This is a genomic window from Anaerococcus jeddahensis, assembly GCF_001182725.1.
Lineage (GTDB): Bacteria > Bacillota > Clostridia > Tissierellales > Peptoniphilaceae > Anaerococcus > Anaerococcus jeddahensis.
On the sequence record NZ_CWHU01000005.1, the window covers coordinates 889,175 to 906,590 of the forward strand.

16 protein-coding genes and 1 pseudogene are annotated in these 17,416 nt (G+C 26.8%); 1 reads left to right on the forward strand and 16 read right to left on the reverse strand.

What is annotated here, in order from left to right; translation table 11 throughout:
• Window positions 1–5: 5 nt before the first annotated feature.
• The 3 genes from BN2087_RS07340 to murB are packed head-to-tail and all read right to left on the reverse strand — an operon-like array spanning window position 6 to window position 2,472.
• Window positions 6–728, reverse strand: a complete 723-nt coding sequence (locus BN2087_RS07340; protein WP_049691173.1) for a tyrosine-protein phosphatase — start codon at window positions 726–728, stop codon at window positions 6–8.
• Window positions 716–1,570 (reverse strand): RNase adapter RapZ, encoded by an 855-nt coding sequence (gene rapZ / locus BN2087_RS07345; RefSeq protein ID WP_049691174.1) that lies wholly within the window; start codon window positions 1,568–1,570, stop codon window positions 716–718. Before rapZ ends, BN2087_RS07340 begins: the two co-directional genes overlap by 13 nt.
• Window positions 1,570–2,472: a UDP-N-acetylmuramate dehydrogenase gene (gene murB / locus BN2087_RS07350; protein WP_049691175.1), complete on the reverse strand. Its 903-nt coding sequence runs from the start codon at window positions 2,470–2,472 to the stop codon at window positions 1,570–1,572. Before murB ends, rapZ begins: the two co-directional genes overlap by 1 nt.
• Window positions 2,473–2,637: 165 nt before the next feature.
• On the opposite strand from murB, the gene rpmB reads away from it, so the two are divergent.
• Window positions 2,638–2,826 (forward strand): 50S ribosomal protein L28, encoded by a 189-nt coding sequence (gene rpmB / locus BN2087_RS07355; protein ID WP_004838566.1) that lies wholly within the window; start codon window positions 2,638–2,640, stop codon window positions 2,824–2,826.
• 96 nt (window positions 2,827–2,922) lie between these two features.
• On the opposite strand, the gene rpe is transcribed toward rpmB, so the two are convergent.
• The 13 genes and pseudogenes from rpe to plsX form a co-directional block, all read right to left on the reverse strand.
• Window positions 2,923–3,585, reverse strand: coding sequence for a ribulose-phosphate 3-epimerase (rpe, locus tag BN2087_RS07360; RefSeq protein WP_049691176.1), 663 nt, complete (start codon window positions 3,583–3,585; stop codon window positions 2,923–2,925).
• Window positions 3,579–4,442 carry a ribosome small subunit-dependent GTPase A gene (gene rsgA / locus BN2087_RS07365; protein ID WP_049691177.1) on the reverse strand — a complete coding sequence of 288 codons (864 nt, stop codon included), beginning with the start codon at window positions 4,440–4,442 and terminating at the stop codon, window positions 3,579–3,581. Before rsgA ends, rpe begins: the two co-directional genes overlap by 7 nt.
• Window positions 4,439–6,457: a Stk1 family PASTA domain-containing Ser/Thr kinase gene (gene pknB, locus BN2087_RS07370; protein ID WP_049691178.1), complete on the reverse strand. Its 2,019-nt coding sequence runs from the start codon at window positions 6,455–6,457 to the stop codon at window positions 4,439–4,441. Before pknB ends, rsgA begins: the two co-directional genes overlap by 4 nt.
• Before the next feature lie 7 nt (window positions 6,458–6,464).
• Window positions 6,465–7,193: a Stp1/IreP family PP2C-type Ser/Thr phosphatase gene (locus BN2087_RS07375; RefSeq protein WP_049691179.1), complete on the reverse strand. Its 729-nt coding sequence runs from the start codon at window positions 7,191–7,193 to the stop codon at window positions 6,465–6,467.
• A gap of 2 nt (window positions 7,194–7,195) precedes the next feature.
• Window positions 7,196–8,222 (reverse strand): annotated as a pseudogene (gene rlmN / locus BN2087_RS07380) (dual-specificity RNA methyltransferase RlmN).
• A 2-nt stretch (window positions 8,223–8,224) separates the two neighbouring features.
• Window positions 8,225–9,505 (reverse strand): 16S rRNA (cytosine(967)-C(5))-methyltransferase RsmB, encoded by a 1,281-nt coding sequence (gene rsmB, locus BN2087_RS07385; protein WP_049691180.1) that lies wholly within the window; start codon window positions 9,503–9,505, stop codon window positions 8,225–8,227.
• A 1-nt stretch (window position 9,506) separates the two neighbouring features.
• A complete protein-coding gene (gene fmt / locus BN2087_RS07390; protein WP_049691444.1) occupies window positions 9,507–10,421 on the reverse strand; it encodes a methionyl-tRNA formyltransferase in 915 nt (304 codons plus the stop codon).
• A gap of 19 nt (window positions 10,422–10,440) precedes the next feature.
• On the reverse strand, window positions 10,441–10,902 hold the full coding sequence (gene def, locus BN2087_RS07395) for a peptide deformylase (protein ID WP_049691181.1): 462 nt from the start codon (window positions 10,900–10,902) through the stop codon (window positions 10,441–10,443).
• 11 nt (window positions 10,903–10,913) lie between these two features.
• The gene (gene smc, locus BN2087_RS09145) at window positions 10,914–14,435 is read right to left on the reverse strand and encodes a chromosome segregation protein SMC (protein ID WP_425339116.1); all 3,522 of its coding nucleotides are present in this window, start codon (window positions 14,433–14,435) and stop codon (window positions 10,914–10,916) included.
• The gene (locus tag BN2087_RS07410; RefSeq protein WP_049691182.1) at window positions 14,431–15,507 is read right to left on the reverse strand and encodes an elongator complex protein 3; all 1,077 of its coding nucleotides are present in this window, start codon (window positions 15,505–15,507) and stop codon (window positions 14,431–14,433) included. The genes smc and BN2087_RS07410 overlap by 5 nt, the downstream gene beginning before the upstream one ends.
• On the reverse strand, window positions 15,500–16,216 hold the full coding sequence (gene rnc, locus BN2087_RS07415; RefSeq protein ID WP_049691183.1) for a ribonuclease III: 717 nt from the start codon (window positions 16,214–16,216) through the stop codon (window positions 15,500–15,502). The genes BN2087_RS07410 and rnc overlap by 8 nt, the downstream gene beginning before the upstream one ends.
• On the reverse strand, window positions 16,216–16,440 hold the full coding sequence (locus tag BN2087_RS07420; protein ID WP_049691184.1) for an acyl carrier protein: 225 nt from the start codon (window positions 16,438–16,440) through the stop codon (window positions 16,216–16,218). Before BN2087_RS07420 ends, rnc begins: the two co-directional genes overlap by 1 nt.
• On the reverse strand, window positions 16,437–17,411 hold the full coding sequence (gene plsX, locus BN2087_RS07425) for a phosphate acyltransferase PlsX (protein WP_049691185.1): 975 nt from the start codon (window positions 17,409–17,411) through the stop codon (window positions 16,437–16,439). Before plsX ends, BN2087_RS07420 begins: the two co-directional genes overlap by 4 nt.
• Window positions 17,412–17,416: the final 5 nt, after the last annotated feature.

Here is a 17,416-nt window from a genome sequence, read left to right on the forward strand (position 1 = left end):
ACTCTCTATTCAATCATTTTTTCTTTTAATTTCTCAATTGTTTTCTCATCAACTCCAGCATATTCCAAATATGACTCAAAAGTTTTATATTTTCTCTCTATATATTCCATAGCTTCTTTAATATTGTAGGGACTTGTTATCCTAAAAATAGCTTCTGATTCGTCTTGATCGTACCTATCAACATAACCCAAATTAGCCGATGAAATTTCATAATCCGCCATTATATCTGTCCTAAAAGATCCTGCAAGACCAAGTAAGATCATTGAAATTATACCAGTCCTATCCTTTCCTTCTTGGCAGTGGAATAAAACTTTTCCTTCCGCTTTTGCCATAATCTCAAAAACTTTTTTAATAGCAGGAAAATTATCAATTATAGAAATATAAGATTTTCCAATAGAATCTTTTCTCTCAATCAACCTTTGAATTTCTTCATATCTTAAAGCTCTTGGGGAAAGAGAAATTTGATAATATGAAAATTTTTCTTTTAAAACATTTATTTTTTCCCTATGATAAATAACCTCGTCATCTCGTCTTAAGTCAATTATTGTAGATACATTTAAATCATCCAATAATTTCAAATCTTTTTCAGTAGAATCATCAAGGTTTGCACTTCTTATAAAAAAATCCCAAGAAGTAATTTCACCATCAATGGTCGGATATCCTCCCAAGCTCCTTGCGTTTTTAATATTTTCAAAGGGTAAAATTTTTAAATACTTTATTTTTTCCATTTTTCCCTGTCCCTGTGCTTTCTAACAACTATATAGTCACTTCCCTTCAATCTTTCATAAATTTTTTCACACATATAAACTGACCTGTGTTGACCACCTGTGCAACCAAAACCTATTGAAATAGAATTTTTTCCTTCTTTTATAAAGTAAGGAATAAGTTTTAAAAGATTATCGTAAACTAAATTTTGAAAATCTTTAGCTATTTCAAAACTATCAAGATAAGCTTGAAGTTTTGGGTCTGTTCCATCTAAGTGTTTATATTCTTTGATATAAAAAGGATTAGGCAAAAATCTCAAATCAAAAACCACATCCGCATTTAGACTTATGCCGTTTTTATAACCAAAAGAAAACAAGTTAATAATAAAATTTTCCTTATTTTCAGAAAAATTTAATAGAACCTTTTTTAAATCCTTATTATTATATGAGCTTGTGTCAATAATAACGTCAGCCATATCCTTGATTTTTTTTAATTCTCTTTTTTCCTTGAAAAGTCCATCTTTTACATCACCAAAAGATCCCAAAGGATGAGGTCTTCTAAGCTCACTATATCTTTTTATTATTATATCATCTTGACTTGTTAGGTAAATTATTTTTGTATCTTGGTTAATTTTTTTTAAATTTTCAAGATTTTCAACCAAATTTTTATCGACTTCCATAGACCTAAAGTCCACAACACAGGCGAGCTTTTCAATAGGTTCATCTTGGTCTTTATTTAATTTTATAAAACTTTCCAAAAGCCTTGCAGGAACATTATCCATGGCATAATAATCAAGATCTTCAAAAATTCTTAAAGCTGTAGTTTTTCCAGATCCACTAAGACCTGTTATTATCTTTACCTTCATTATCTTTCTCCTATGATTTTAACTTCCCTTTCCAATTTAAATCCAGTTTTTTCAAAAACAATGCTTGAAACTTCTTCGATAAAATTAATCATTTCTTCACAGCTTGCATGGCCATTATTAATCAAAAATCCACAATGTTTTTCACTAACTTGGCAATCGCCTCTTTTGTATCCCCTAAGGCCACATTCATCAATTAATTTTGATGCGTAAGAACCCAGAGGTCTTTTAAAAGTAGAACCAGCAGATTTTTTATCTAGAGGTTGTTTGCTAACTCTTCTATTAGTAAAATCATCAAATTTTTCATAAATTTTTTCTTGATTATCTTTTTTTAGTTCAAAAATCGCCTCAGAAACAATTAAATCATCATCAAAAACTCTAGAATGTCTATAAGAAAAATCCATGTCCTTATTATCATATTCTAAAATTTCCCCGTCTTTAGAAATAAGCCTTACGCTTTTAATGATATCTTTCATTTCAACGCCATAAGCTCCAGCATTCATAGCCACAGCTCCACCAACGCTTCCTGGAATTCCTGAAACTTCTTCCATTCCAGTCAAAGAATTTTTAAAAGAAAATTTGCTAGCTTTTGACAAAAGAGATCCTGCGCTAACCTTCAATAAATTTCCATCAAGAGAAATTCTGTCGTAATTTTTAGATATAATTATAACACAGCCCCTAATTCCTTTGTCTGTTACCAAAATATTTGTCCCATTTCCAAGAATTGTACTTTCAATACCATTTTCCATATTAAATTTTAAAAGATCAACAAGTTGATATTCCTCTTTTACTTCAACCAAAACATCAGCTGATCCCCCAATGCCAAAATTAGTATAATTTTTTAATTTTTCATCAAATTTAATAATTCCAAAATCTTTATTTTCATACAATGCTCTATAATCCATAAAGCCTCCTTGTCTAACTTATTTACTTAAAATCTATTTTTATTATACTCTTATTTGATTTTTTGTCTGTTTTTCTATATAATAGCTAGTAGCGATTATATTTGTAAATTTAAAATAAATTTGATATAATAACTAAGATATTTCTAAGACATGGAGGTGTAAAGTATGGCAAGAGAATGTGATATCTGTGGAAAAGGTACAAAATTTGGTAACAAAGTTACTTTCTCACATAGAAGACTAAATAGAAACTTTAAACCAAACGTTCATAAATTAAGAGCTAAAGTTAATGGAAGCGTAAAAACAATTAACGTTTGTACTAAATGTATAAAAAGCGGTAAAGTAGAAAAAGCTTAAGAAGAATTTTATAGTGCTAATAGCACTATTTTTTCATTAAAAAAATCTCTTTTGAAATGATGATTTTCTAATTTCAAAAGAGATTTTTTTTATTATCTATTCATTTATTATTTTTTTATATTTTTCAATTTGCCCACAAATTGAATTTTCCTTATTTGAAAAAATATCAGATCCACTAACAACAAGATCAGCTCCAGCATCAATAACTTTTTTCAAATTATAATCTTTGATCCCACCATCAACTTCTACAAGGCAGGATAAGTTGTTCTCATCTATATATTTCCTAATAGTTTTAATTTTTTCAAGAGAATCTTCCATAAAAGATTGACCGCCAAAACCAGGCTCAACACTCATAACAAGGCACAAGTCAATTTTTTCAAGATATGGAATAATTTTATTAATGTCAGTTTTTGGTTTAAAACTAAGACCAACTTTTAAGCCACTTTCTTTTATTTTTTTAATAGTTTCATCAATATCCTTACAAGCTTCATAGTGAACTGTAATTATGTCAGATCCACTTTTTTTAAATTCATCAATATATCTTATTGGCTCATCAATCATCAGGTGAGTATCAAAAATAAAATCATTATCTTTTCGAATATTTTTAATTATAGGAAATCCAAAAGAAATATTTGGAACAAATTTCCCATCCATAATATCAAGATGAATATATTTAATCTTAGATTTTTTTAATTCGTCCAAATCTTTTTGTAAATTAGCAAAATTTGCTGATAAAAGTGATGGTGAAATTTCTACCATGTTTGTCTCCTTTTTTTAATTTCTTCAAATAGTTGCAAATAATTTTCATACCTTGTTTTTTCAATAAGACCATTTTGCAGGTCATCTTTAACCTTACACTTTGGTTCATTTATGTGGTTGCAATTATTAAATTTACAAGAATTATTATCAAATTCCCTAAAACAATATTTCAAATCTTTTTCATCTTCAATAAAATCAATATCAAAACTATCGAAGCCTGGTGTATCAAAAATATTGGTATTTTTTCCAAGATTAAAAATTTCTATATGCCTGGTTGTATTTTTTCCCCTTTTAGATTTTTCAGAAATAGATCCAATTTCTATATCATGGTCTACAAGGTTAGATAAGAATGTAGATTTTCCTACTCCAGATGAACCAGAAACAGCTGAAGTTTTGCCTTCAAGAATTTTTAAAATTTCATTTTCAGGAAAATCCTTATAATTATCAATAAAAATTAACTTGTAGCCAATTTTTTCATACATTTTTATAAAATCTATATCTTTTTGATCAGCTAGGTCTTTTTTTGAAACAATTATTACAACATCAATATTGATGTGTTCACACATAGCTAGGTACTTATCTATATTAAAAAGATTTAAGCTAGGATTTTTTATAGTTATAAAATATAAAATCTGATCAATGTTTGCTATATTTGGTCTTTTAATTTCATTTTTTCTATCTAAAATTTTTGTAATATAACCTTTAGAATTTTCTGTTTTATCAAATTCTACATTGTCCCCCACTAGGGGCTTTATATTTTTTTTTCTAAAAACTCCCCTAGCCTTGCACATAAAAGTATCACTTTCACTTAAAACGTAATAAATTTCTTTTTGTGATTTTATTATTTTTCCAATCATTTATTTACTTCGAATACTCCTTGTGACTTTTCATCTATTAAAATATTTACCTTAGTCCCAACAGCAGATTTAAAATCTAAATTTAAATTTCCATTTGCATCTAATTCATCTTTTGTGTGATTTTCGTTGTATAAAAGATCAGTTTGTTGATTATTTCCATCTAATTTATATACTTTAACATTAAATGAATTCTTATCAGATGGTCCTCTTACAGTAAATTTAACATTTACTTGTTTAGATTTATTATCTTTTCCATCATCTTCACTGTCATCATTCGGATCTTTTCCATTTGAAACTACAAAATCAATACTTGTTTTTTCAGCAACTTGGGTTCCTTGAGGAATAGATTGGCTTATAACAATGCCTTTGTCGTAATCATCTGAATATTTGTAGTCGATTTTATTTACAACTAAATTATTTTCTCTTGCAATGCTAATTGCATCTTCCTCATAATTTCCTACAAAATTAGGAACACTTACATTTTTAGTTTCTTCTTTTTTACCAAGGCTTACAGTAACATCAACTTCGCTTCCTGCTTGAACTTTTTCTTTTTTTCTAGGATCTTGATCAATAATTTTATCTTTAGCTACGCTATCGCTGTATTCAGTATTAGTTTTTCCTAAAGCTAAATCTAATTCTTTTAATTTCTCTTCAGCTTGCTCTAAAGTCATTCCTGAAAGATCTGGAACTTTGACTTTTCTTCCTTGACTTATTACTAAATTTACTGTTGAATTTTTTTTGACTTTTGTCTTTGGACTTGGATCTTGCTCCATTACCTTGCCATCTTCATAGTTATTGCTTTGGGCGTAGCGAGAAACATTTGCTTTTAAATGTTTTTCTTCTAATATTTTTACAGCTTCATCTTCTGATAAATTTAAAACAGTAGGAACTTGGACCATATTTGAATCGCTTGATTTTAAAAAGTAAAAAGTTCCAGCAAGCACTGCTAAAAATAATAAGGCGAAAGGCCAAATTTTTCTTTTTTTCTTTTTTTTCTTGGTCTCCTTATTTGAATCATCAGTTGGTGTTACATAAACCGCTTCTTGTTCAACTGGTTCTTCTTTTTTTATTTTATCTTTATTGATTTTTTTATTTTTATATTCTACAACTGGTATAAAAGTTGTTTTTTCAATTTCATCATCAACTTTTTGAATTTTAGCTGTATCATCTTTATTAAAATATCCAATATCATAGGAATCATCTTCCAAAGCCCTAATCAATTCATTAGCATTTTTAAATCTTTCTTGAGGATCTTTTTGAAGAAGTTTCATTATAATATCATTTAATCTTGGTGATAAATTCCCGTTTAATTTTATAGGACTTTCTGGCTCATCTTGTATATGCATTACCGCAATTCCAACAGAATTATCTGCATCAAATGGAACTTTACCAGTTGCCATTTCATACATAACAACTCCAAGAGAATATAAATCTGATTTTGCATCAACAAATTTCCCCTTAGCTTGCTCTGGAGAAATATAGTGAACAGTTCCCAAAATTGATGAGGTATAAGTTATAGTTGCATTGGTAGAAACTCTTGCTATACCAAAATCTGTAACTTTTAATAATCCATACTTATCCATCAAAATATTTTGAGGCTTGATATCTCTGTGAATAATATTTGATAAATGAGCTTGGTTTAGAGCTTGAGCAATTTGAATTGAATAATCAACTATATCGTGGTTTGATAAAATTTTTTCCCTATCAATTTTATCTTTTAAAGTTTCACCATCAACATATTCCATTACTATGTAATGAATTTTTTTGCCCTCAATTAAATCCTCACCAATATCATAAACACTTACTATGTTTACGTGAGTAAGTCTTGCAGCAGACATAGCCTCATTTGAAAATTTTTTTACAAATTCATCATCTTCTGCGTATTGATCTTTTAAAATTTTTATTGCAACATCTCTTTGAAGTAATCTATCGGTGGCCTTATAAACTTTGGCCATTCCTCCTACTCCAATTAGATCTAATAATTTATATCTATTACCTAAAATAATATTGTCCATATTTACCTCAAATCAAAATTGTAGTTACTGTAATATTGTCATGACCACCATTTTTTATAGCCAAATCAACAAGGCTTGATGAAATTTTGTCAGCCGTAGAATTATTTGCAATAATCGCTTCAATTTCTACATCACTTACCTCATTTGTCAAACCATCAGTAACCATTAGCAAAATATCACTTTCTTTCATATCCAATGACCTTGATTCTGGTTTAATTTTGCTTGTAACCCCAACAGCTCTTGTAATAGTTGACTTATTTGCAAAATTTTCTGCCTCATCTTCTGTAAGAGAGCCTGAATCTAAAAGATCATTTACCAAAGAGTGATCTCTTGTTATACGTTGTAACTTATTTTCTGAATATATGTAAGCACGAGAGTCTCCAATGTGAGTTATATGATATGATTTTTTATTATAATCAATGCAAACACAAACTGCAGTTGTTCCCATATTTGAATATTCTTCGTAAGATTTTGATAAAGAATAGATTTTATCATTTGCACTTTGCAAAGCTTCTTCTTGCAAATCAATAATAGACGAATACTCATCTATTTTTGAATTATTAATATATTCAATATAATATTTTGCAGCAAGCTTTGAAGCAAGTTCACCGCCGTTATATCCACCCATACCATCGGCTACAATAAAAAAGCTGTACTTATCTAATTCTAAATTTCCATAATAGTCTTGATTTTCGCTTCTTACCTTGCCGATATTTGAAATAGTACTAAATTTCATTTCTACCTCGCATAGTTATTTCTTAATTGACCACATGATGCGTCAATGTCAGATCCCATTGACCTTCTACTTGTTGCATTCAATCCCTTGTTGGTTAATTTTTTTTTGAAATTCTTCCATAATATTTGCCTTAGTTTTTGAATGTTTGAATTCTTCAATCGGATTTAAAGGAATCAAATTTATATGAATATTTTTACCTTTAAAAAGTTTAACTAATTGGTCAACATCCTCTTCTAAATTATTTACCCCATCTATAACAACATATTCATATGAAACTCTTCTTTTGGTTTTTTCTAAATAATAATCACATGCTTTAACAATTTCATTAATCTTATATTTTTTTTCGCTTGGCATATAAATCATTCTTTTTTTATCGAATGCATAATGTAAAGATACAGCTAAATTAATATCATAGCCCAAATCTGAAAGCTCATAAATTTTATCAACTAAACCTACAGTTGAAACAGTTATCGATCTGTGAGATAAATTTCTTCCCTTAGGATCTGTAATTATTTTAATAAATCTTTCAATATTTGAAAAATTATCTAAAGGCTCTCCAATTCCCATGACAACTATATTATTAATATCTGAGTTTTCTCTTTCCAAAAGATATATTTCTTCGATTATTTCTGATGCAGACAAAGATCTTTCAAGACCATTTTTTGTTGATGCACAAAATTTGCATCCCATTTTGCATCCAACTTGAGATGAAATACAAATTGTATTTCTATTATCATATTCCATAAAGACCGCTTCAATAATATTTCCATCATCAAGCTCTAATAGATATTTTTTTGTTTTATCTACTTTGGATTTAAATTCTTTTAAAATTTTAATTTTTGGAAAAGAAAATAACTGATCTAGTTTTTCTCTCATATCCTTTGACAAATCTGTCATTTTAGAAAAATCATTAATTTTATTTACATGAATTTGCCTAAAAACTTGCTTTGCCCTAAATTTTTGAAAACCTAAATCCAAAAATATTTTTTCTAATTCTTCAATTGTCTTATCATTTATTCTTTGTTTCATAATTATATCTTCTCAAATTTTGTAATGAAAAATCCATCAGTTTCATCTTCAAAACTATTAAACTCAATATATTTCTTTTCGTTAATTTTAATATTTTTAAGTCTTTTTTTCTTGGAAAGGTAGGTGAAATTATCTTTATTTTCAATATTTCCAATAGTACAAGTAGAAAATACCAAAGTGCCACCTTGCTTTAAATATAAAAATGCCCTATCCAAAATATTTTTTTGTAGCTTTGAAAGATTTTTCACATCTTCCATGGTTCTATTATATCTTATCTCAGGCTTTCTATCCATAACCCCAAGACCTGAACAAGGCAAGTCACACAAAATATAATCAAATTTTTCTTTGTAATCTTCTTTCAATAAAGTCGCATCGAAATTTGTAATTTCTATATTTTTAAGATTTAGCCTTTTAATATTTTCATTTATTTTTGAAAGTTTATTAAAAGAAATGTCATTTGCAATAATTTTTGATGAATTTTCACAAAGCTCTGCCAAAAACGAAGTTTTTGTTCCTGGAGCAGCGCATATATCCAAAATATTTGAATTTTTTTTAGGATTTAAAATCTCACAAACTTTTATAGATCCTTCTGATTGGATTGTGAAAAGTCCTTTTTTAAATTCATCTGTACTTGCCAGACCTTTTGGATTTTTAACAATCAAACTTAAATCTGAAATTTTAGAATCTTCTAAAATATATCCACGATCTTTCAAAAGTTTTTTCAAATTTGCCTTATCAATTTTTGTCTTATTAATTCTAATAGATAAATTTCTTTCTTTATTCAAGGATTTTAAAAAATTCTCTGTATAAGCCTTTCCATAAGAGTCGTTCAAATATTTTATTATCCACAAAGGCATGGAATATTTTATCGACCTGTATTCATCTTCATTTTTAATATTTATTTTTGCTAAATTTTCTTCATCTCTAATAAATGATCTTAAAATTGCATTTACAAAAGATTTTGACCTAAAAGATACTCTTTTTGTTAGGTTTACTAACTCATTTACAATAGCATAATTTTTCCTATCTAAAAAATGTATATTATAAAGACCTATTAATAAAATGATTTTAACATTTTTATCTAATTTATTTAATTTTATTTTTGATAGTTTTTTCAAAATATATTCAAGATAAAGCTTATTTTCCAAAACTCCATAAATATTTTTTGTTATATAAGAAATATCCTCAACATTTTTACTTATTTCATTAATAATATCTGTAGATTTTTCGTTTTTATATAAAATTTTATAGAGTCCATCTAGTATTAATTTAAAATCTTCCATCTTAATCTAAATAAATTCCCTCTTCAAAATTATTTCCAAGTAAAAATGATTTGGTATCCATGGCTTTTTTGCCTGGAAATTGAATTTTTTCTATCCTTATTCCACCATTTTTACATCCAATAATAATTTTATCGTCCTTATTTGCTTTGTAGACATAAGAAATTCTTGGATTTTCAATTTCTACAGGACTTGCCTTTAAAATTTTCACATTTTGTTCTTTGTAAGAAAAATAAGCCTTTGGAAATTCTACGAAAGCGCGTATTTTATTTATAATTTCTTCTTTTGTTTGTTTAAAGTCAATTTTTCCCATTTCTTTTGTGATTTTTTTTGTAAAAGTCGCTTTCTCATCATCTTGTTTTATTCTTTTTTCTATTAAAGCATCGTAATTTAAAATAGATTCAAGAATAGTTTGACCACCAAGTATTGATAATTTTTCACTTAAAGATGTAAAATCATCATCCTCATTTATTTCTATTTCTTTTTGACTTAAAATATCACCAGAATCCATGCCTTTTTCAATCAACATAGCTGACGCATGGGTTTTCTCGTCTCCATTTAATAAAGTATATTGAACAGGACTAGGTCCCCTATATTTTGGTAAAGAAGAAGGATGTAGGTTTATAATTTTATTTTCATAAGCTTTAAGTAAATTTTCTTTTATCAATTGACCAAAGGCTACCACAACAATATAATCTATATTTTTTTCTTTTAATAAAGATAAAAATTCATCAGTATTTACACTATCTGGTGTAATAACTTCTATATTATTATCAAGTGCATATTGTTTTACAACAGTTGGTCTAAATTTATTTCTATTTCTTTTTTTATCTTTCCCACTTACAACTAAACTTAGGTTTATATTTTCATTTTTATTAAGAATATCCAAAGTTTCTAGTGAAAACTTTGGACTTCCCATAAAACATATATTTATTTTTTTAGTCAAATTTAACTTCCTCTTCGTAATTATCTATAAATAAAACTCCATTTAGATGATCAATTTCATGACAAAGTGCAACAGCCTTTAGTCCTTCTGCTTCAATTTCTTTTTCATCTCCATTTTCATCCAAATATTTTACAACAACATGAGCTGGTCTTTTAACATTTGCATTAAAATTTGGAACTGAAAGGCATCCCTCAACTCCAATTTGCTCTCCATCTTTTTCAATAATTTCAGGATTTACAAGTTTTATTAGACCATCTTCGTCCCTAATATCTACAACTATAACTCTTTTTAAAAGTCCGACTTGTGGTGCTGCAAGGCCAACTCCATCTGCCTTATACATTGTTTCTGCCATATCATTAAGTAAAATTTTAATTCTATCATTAACTTCTTTTACTTCTTTTGAAGTTTTTCTTAAAATTGGATCGCCAACTTGTCTTATATTTCTAATTGCCATTATATCTCCTTTTATTTATTTTCTTCAAAATCTATTGAATAGATTTTTGATATTCCTCCATCCCCAATGGTAACACCATGAATTTTTTCAGCTAATTGCATGGTTGTTTGCCTGTGAGTTATCATTATAAATTGAGTTTTGTCCGACAAGGATTTTAAATAATCTATATACCTTTTTATATTTGATTCATCCATAGCTGCATCAATTTCATCAAGTAGAGAAAATGGAGCAGGATTTGTTTCAAATATTGCAAATAGCAAAGCTACTGCAGTTAATGATTTTTCTCCTCCAGAAAGTAGACTTAAATTCTTTGTACTTTTTCCTGGAGGGCAAGCTGAAATTTCTATTCCAGCATCTAATAAATCATTAGAATCTAGACTTAACTTTGCCTTTCCTCCCATAAATAATTCCTTGAATATTCTTTGGAATTTTTCATCAATTATATTGAAATTTTTGATAAATTCATCTTTCATTTCATCTTCAAGTTTTTTTATCATTTTTTCAATATCTTTTTTGGCCTCTTCAAGGTCGATTTTTTGCTTATCCAAAAATTCAAATTCTTTAAAAGCTTTATCAAAGTCTTCTTTTGAATTTTCATCAAAAAATCCTACCTGACTTAATTTTTTTTGCAAAGAAAATAGGTCATCTTTTTTAATGTTTTGGTCTATATCTTTATAATCATTTTCTTTAAGTTTATCTAAAGGCTTTGAAATAAAAGGTCTTATTTCATCTTCCAAATTTTTCAAATCCTTACTCATAGCTTCAAGCTTATAATTAAACTTAACTATTTTCATAGAATATTCATTTAGGTCATTTTCAATGCTTTTGGATTTTGATAAAAGTTCATGGTTAGATTTTTTCTTTTCATCAATCGATTTTGATATTTCTATTTTTTTATCTTCATCAATTTTTAATTGATTCTTTAAATCTTCAACCTTTTTTTCACAAAAGCTTATTTTCTTATCTAAATTCTCTATACTATCATATAGAGATTTTTTCATCTTTTGATTAAACTTAATATTTTCCTTTAAATTTAAAAGGCTATTTTGGTCTTCACCAATTCTATTTTCCAAAATATTTAAATCTCTTGTATTTATTTCAATATTATTTTTATTTTTAAATATTTCATTTGAAATTTCATTTACTAATTTTTTATTTTCATCAGCCTTATTATCGAGAATATTTTTCTCACTTCTAACATTTGAAAGTTTTAACTTTATCTTTTCTATATCATTAAAACTTTCTTCTTCATTGGATTCTTTTAATGATTCATTTAGCTCATCAATTCTTTGAATAAGACTTTGTTTTTGGTAATTTTTTCTATCAAAAATATTACTTGAGTCCAATAATTTTTCTTTTGTTTTATTTAAAGTATCTTCTTCATTTTCTTTTTGTATTTCTTTATCTTTTAAGTTTTCACTTAATTTATTATATGAATCTAATAAGACATTTCTTTCATTTCTAAGCTTATTGATTCTAGTTTTTATTTCATTTACTTTTTTATTTCTATTTAGGATATTAATATTTGACTTTCTTGATTTATTTACCCCAGCGACCATTGAGCCCCAAGTATTTATTAAGTCAAGATTTAAAGAAATAATCCTGTATCCTTTGATCTTATTTGACAAAGAAACCGCATCATCAATATTTTTTACAACAACAGTATTTGAAAGAAAGTGATTTACTATATTTTCAAGTTTTGGGTCAAAGCTTACCAAATCATAAGCCATAGCTATAACTTCTTTTTCATTAACAACCGGCTTTTTATTTTGCCTTATTGAATCCAAAGGTAGGAAAGTTATTCTTCCAAGTTTATTTTTATTTACAAAATTAATAATCTCTCTAGTATCTTTTTTTGACCAAGTTACTATATTTTGAAGACCTTGACCAATAAGATTTTCAATTATTTCTTCATATCCGCTTTTTACAGTAATAAGATTTGCCAAGGTGTCTACATATAATTTTTCAATTTCAGTATTTTTTGTTTTTTTCAAAAAATCAGAAACAGAATAAAAGTATCCTTCGTTTCTTTCCATCAAGGATTTTTGGATTTTATAATTAGAAATTTCTTCCTTGCATGAAATATTATTTTGACTAATAGATTTTTCCAATTTTTCTTTTTTACTAGCCAAATTATCAAGTTCATTTTTTATTTCTGATAAGATCTTGTTCTTTTCATCAATGATTTTTTTCAAATTATTATTTTCTTCTTGAATTTTTGATAAATCTTCATTTAAGTTTGAAAGTTCATCTTTTAAGCTTGTAATCTTTTCATTTATGATTCTATTATTTTCAGACCTATGTTTCTCAAGAACCATTCTTGTTTTTTGATCAATATCATAATCATAAATTATCTTATTTAATTTTTTATCTTCATCTTCAAGATTTTTGATTTCTTTTTCAATATCTTGTAATAAATTATTTTTTTCTTCCTTATTGTTTTCAAGCTCTATATTCTTTTTATCTAAATTTTTAATTATAGTTTTTGTTTCATCAAACTTATTTTTTTGATTCTTTAGAGAAGCTTCATAACTTTTTATCTTTTCATCAAAAGTTTTAAAGTCTTTTTCATTTCTTTCAAGATCTTTTTGATTGTAAAGAAGCTTTTGCTTATCTAAATTTATTTTATTAATGCTTTTATCAATATTTTTTTCATTGTTTATTATATTTTGGCTAAGATTTTCGTATTCTTTTTCAAGATCTCTTATATTTTCTGCTATGGGGAGCAAAGATTCATTAATCTTGTCAAATTCTCTTGTTTTTTCTTCTTGACTAGATTTTAAAACTTTAATTTTTTCTAATAAATCCTTATTTTTTTCATTTAAGGATTTTGATTTATTAAAATAATATAAATAAGCTTTTTCATCTAATAAATTTTCAATTTGCTGATATTTATCAAAATTTTTCGCTTCAATTTCTAGCCTATTTTTATCCTTATTCTTATATTCCCATTCTCTTTGAATTATTTCTAAATCTTCATCAACCTTATTTAATTTTTTCTGAGATTCTTCTCTTCTGTACTTGTGAGTTGCAATTCCACTTGCTTCTTCAAAAATATTTCTACGTTCTTGGTTTGAAGAATTTAAAATCTCATCAATTCTTCCTTGGCCAATTACAGAATATCCTTCTTTACCAATACCAGTATCCAAAAATAATTCTTTTATATCTTTTAGCCTTACTCTTTTTCCATTTAACCTATACTCGTTGTCACCGTTTCTAAAAATTCTTCTAGAAATTTTAACAAGGTCATAGTCACTAGATAAGGACCTGTCCTTATTGTCAAATGAAAGATTTACCTCTGCCATATTCATAGGCTTTTTTTCGCCAGCTCCTTGAAATATAACATCATCCATCTTTTTTCCTCTCAAAGATTTGACTGACTGCTCTCCCAAAACCCATTTTATGGCATCAGCAATATTTGACTTACCAGATCCATTTGGCCCAACTACAGCAGTTATTTGATTATCAAATTTTATTTTTGTTTTATTAGCAAAGGATTTAAATCCTTTAAGTTCTACACTTTCTAATCTAATATAAATCACCACCGTATGTTTTTTCTACAAAATTTTTGATAAATTCATCAATATTATAGGAAATTTTTTCATCTTTATATTCTATAAATTTTTCATCAGAATTTTTAAAATTTATAATAAGTCCATAATTTTCGTAAAAATAATCCTTATTAGATTTTTTATTCCCAGCAATTATAGAAATTAATCTATTTGGAACATGAATTTTAATTTTTTCTTTTAAATCATATTTTTCTAACAAATCTTCTAAATAAATTTTGTGGATATTTGTCTCTACTAATTGCCTAATTGAAGAATGGAATGGTCCGGCAACCACATCTTCTTTATCATTAATATTTTCAGTTGGTTGAAGACCAATTCTTATTACAGGAATATTTTTATAAGCATAAATCATATAAAGCCTAGATGATAAATCTATCGCCTCATCCAATGTGAGTGGCTTATATAAATTATTATTATATAATTTTTCAAGCTTAGTATCTTTTATTACCAAGGTCGGATAAATTCTTACCATATCTGGTTTCATTTTTATTGACTCAAGTCCAGTTTGGATTGATTTTTCAAAAGAATCTTTGTAAAGACCTGGCATAATTTGATGACCTAATTTAAAACCATAATCTTTAATTAATTTACTTGCCTTAAGAGAATCTTTTTTGCTGTGGCCTCTTTCATTAGCCTCTAGAACTTTATCATCCAAAGATTGGATTCCAAGCTCTATTACATAAACCTCATAATCTTTTAATATATTAAGAATAGAATTATTTATATAATCAGGCCTTGTAGATAATCTGATTCTATCAATAATTCCCTTCTTTTTATAGGACAAAGCTATTTCAAGATAAGAAATCATTACTTTTGTGTCAAGACCTGTAAATGATCCACCAAAAAACGCTATTTCTTTAGGATTTTCATTTTTTGGAAAATAGGACAAGTATTGATTAATTTGCTTTATTGTATTTTCTTTATTAATATTATCTTTAAAATTTGTAATCTTCACTTGATTGCAAAAAGCACAATCGTGAGGACAACCCAAAAATGGTATAAAGATAGGTATAATATATTCTTTCTTACTCATTTGTTAAATTCTTATAGGCAATTCTTGCTGCCATTTGTTCTGCTTCTTTTTTATTTTTTCCCTTGCCTGTGCTAAGTTTTTTATTTTTGGCAAAAACTTCCATATAAAATGTTTTATTATGCTCTGGACCTTCTTCTTTTAAAAGTTTATATTTTAAAATAGTTTTATTGGTTTTATTGAAATATTCTTGTAATTTTGTCTTATAATCAATAAAAAGTAGGTCATTTTCAAGAAGATTTTTTACAGTTTCATAGTAATTTTTCATCAAAAAATCTTTTAGAAAATCATAACCTGCATCAAGATAGATTGCTGCACAAAAAGCTTCAAAAGTATCAGCTTTTACAGATTTTTTCTCTCTACCATTATGGCTAATCTCACCTTTTCCAAATAATAAATAAGATGATAAATTAAATTTCTCACTTGCCTTTGAAAATGAAGAAGTACAAACTATTCTTGATCTTATTTTTGTAAGTTTTCCTTCTGGATAAGTCTTGTGATTTTTGTAAAGTTCTTCACTAACAATCAAATCCAAAATACTATCTCCCAAAAATTCCAATCTTTCGTTTGATGTTCTTTTCTTATCCTTAATTTCATTTATATAAGAAGAATGAGTAAGGGCTATGTCTAAAAGATTTTTATTTTTAAAACTATAGCCAATACTCTCTTCTAATTTAGAAATTTCTTCTAATCTTTCTTTTGTTGGATTCATTAGTTTTTGCTTTCTATTAAAGATACAAGATCAGAAAATTTTTCGATTTCATCTAATTCATCATCAGAAAATTCAATGTCATATTTATCTTCAATTGCCATAATAAAATCAAGCATATCGATTGAATCTATGTCATAAGCTGTAATTTCTTTTTCAAAATCTATTTCATCTTCGTTGATATCTAAATTTTCTTTTACTAATTCAATTAGTTCATCTCTAATCATTTTAATTCTCCTTTTATTTTTTCTATTGTATTTGTATTTATATAATCTATGAGACCCAAAATTGCTGAGCTAAAGGCCTTACTATTTGAATTTCCATGTGCCTTGTAAACATATTGATTTACTCCCAAAAGCGGTGCTCCACCAATATTATCTGAATTATATTTTGATAAATTATTTTTTAAAGAATTTTTTATTAAAGCACCACCTATTTTTGTTGAAAAAGATTTGTAAATAGCATCTTTTAATTCTTTACTAAAAAGACTAATAATTCCTTCTGCAGTTTTTATAGCAATATTTCCATCAAATCCGTCTGCTATTACTATATTAGTTTTTCCAGTAAATAAATCTCTAGCTTCAATATTTCCTACAAAATTTACAGAAGATTCTTTTAATAATTTGTAGGTTTCTTTTGTTAATTTATTTCCCTTGTGCTCTTCAATTCCTACATTTAAAAGTGATACTGTAGGATTTTTTATATGAAGAACATTTTCAGAAAAAACGCTGCCCATAATGGCAAATTCTTTTAAAAATTCTGCCTTGCAATCCATATTTGCACCAGTATCTAACAATAAGGTTTGATTTTCATAAGTTGGAAGACTTGTTGCTATACATGCTCTTTTTATTCCTTTAATTCTTCCAGAAATGAATAGTCCACTTGCAAGAATTGCTCCAGTTGATCCCGATGAAACTAAACCATGATAGCCTTCTTCATTTAATTTATTAAAAGCTTTTACTAAACTTGATTCTTTTTTTCTTCTTATAGCCTTTACTGGATCTTCATTATTTTCAATTTTTTCTTTTGCATCAATTATTTCGTAAGATTCAATTCTTCCATCAATAATTTTTTCAATTTTCTCTTTATCTCCAGAAAAAATCGGAAGAAAATCTTTTTCTTTTAAAGCCTCTATTGACCCTTCAATTGGGACTTTTATTCCATCATCTGCTCCATAAGTATCTATTATTATCTTCATAATTT

Bases quoted from the DNA above. Each gene is read 5' to 3' on its own strand.
- BN2087_RS07340 (WP_049691173.1), bottom strand. From the start codon at position 728: ATGGAAAAAATAAAGTATTTAAAAATTTTACCCTTTGAAAATATTAAA.
- rnc (WP_049691183.1), bottom strand. From the start codon at position 16,216: ATGAATCCAACAAAAGAAAGATTAGAAGAAATTTCTAAATTAGAAGAG.
- def (WP_049691181.1), bottom strand. From the start codon at position 10,902: ATGGCAATTAGAAATATAAGACAAGTTGGCGATCCAATTTTAAGAAAA.
- BN2087_RS07420 (WP_049691184.1), bottom strand. From the start codon at position 16,440: ATGATTAGAGATGAACTAATTGAATTAGTAAAAGAAAATTTAGATATC.
- rpmB (WP_004838566.1), top strand. From the start codon at position 2,638: ATGGCAAGAGAATGTGATATCTGTGGAAAAGGTACAAAATTTGGTAAC.
- rpe (WP_049691176.1), bottom strand. From the start codon at position 3,585: ATGGTAGAAATTTCACCATCACTTTTATCAGCAAATTTTGCTAATTTA.
- BN2087_RS07410 (WP_049691182.1), bottom strand. From the start codon at position 15,507: ATGAGTAAGAAAGAATATATTATACCTATCTTTATACCATTTTTGGGT.
- murB (WP_049691175.1), bottom strand. From the start codon at position 2,472: ATGGATTATAGAGCATTGTATGAAAATAAAGATTTTGGAATTATTAAA.
- rapZ (WP_049691174.1), bottom strand. From the start codon at position 1,570: ATGAAGGTAAAGATAATAACAGGTCTTAGTGGATCTGGAAAAACTACA.
- pknB (WP_049691178.1), bottom strand. From the start codon at position 6,457: ATGGACAATATTATTTTAGGTAATAGATATAAATTATTAGATCTAATT.
- plsX (WP_049691185.1), bottom strand. From the start codon at position 17,411: ATGAAGATAATAATAGATACTTATGGAGCAGATGATGGAATAAAAGTC.
- rsmB (WP_049691180.1), bottom strand. From the start codon at position 9,505: ATGGAAGATTTTAAATTAATACTAGATGGACTCTATAAAATTTTATAT.
- fmt (WP_049691444.1), bottom strand. From the start codon at position 10,421: ATGGGAAGTCCAAAGTTTTCACTAGAAACTTTGGATATTCTTAATAAA.
- BN2087_RS07375 (WP_049691179.1), bottom strand. From the start codon at position 7,193: ATGAAATTTAGTACTATTTCAAATATCGGCAAGGTAAGAAGCGAAAAT.
- rsgA (WP_049691177.1), bottom strand. From the start codon at position 4,442: ATGATTGGAAAAATAATAAAATCACAAAAAGAAATTTATTACGTTTTA.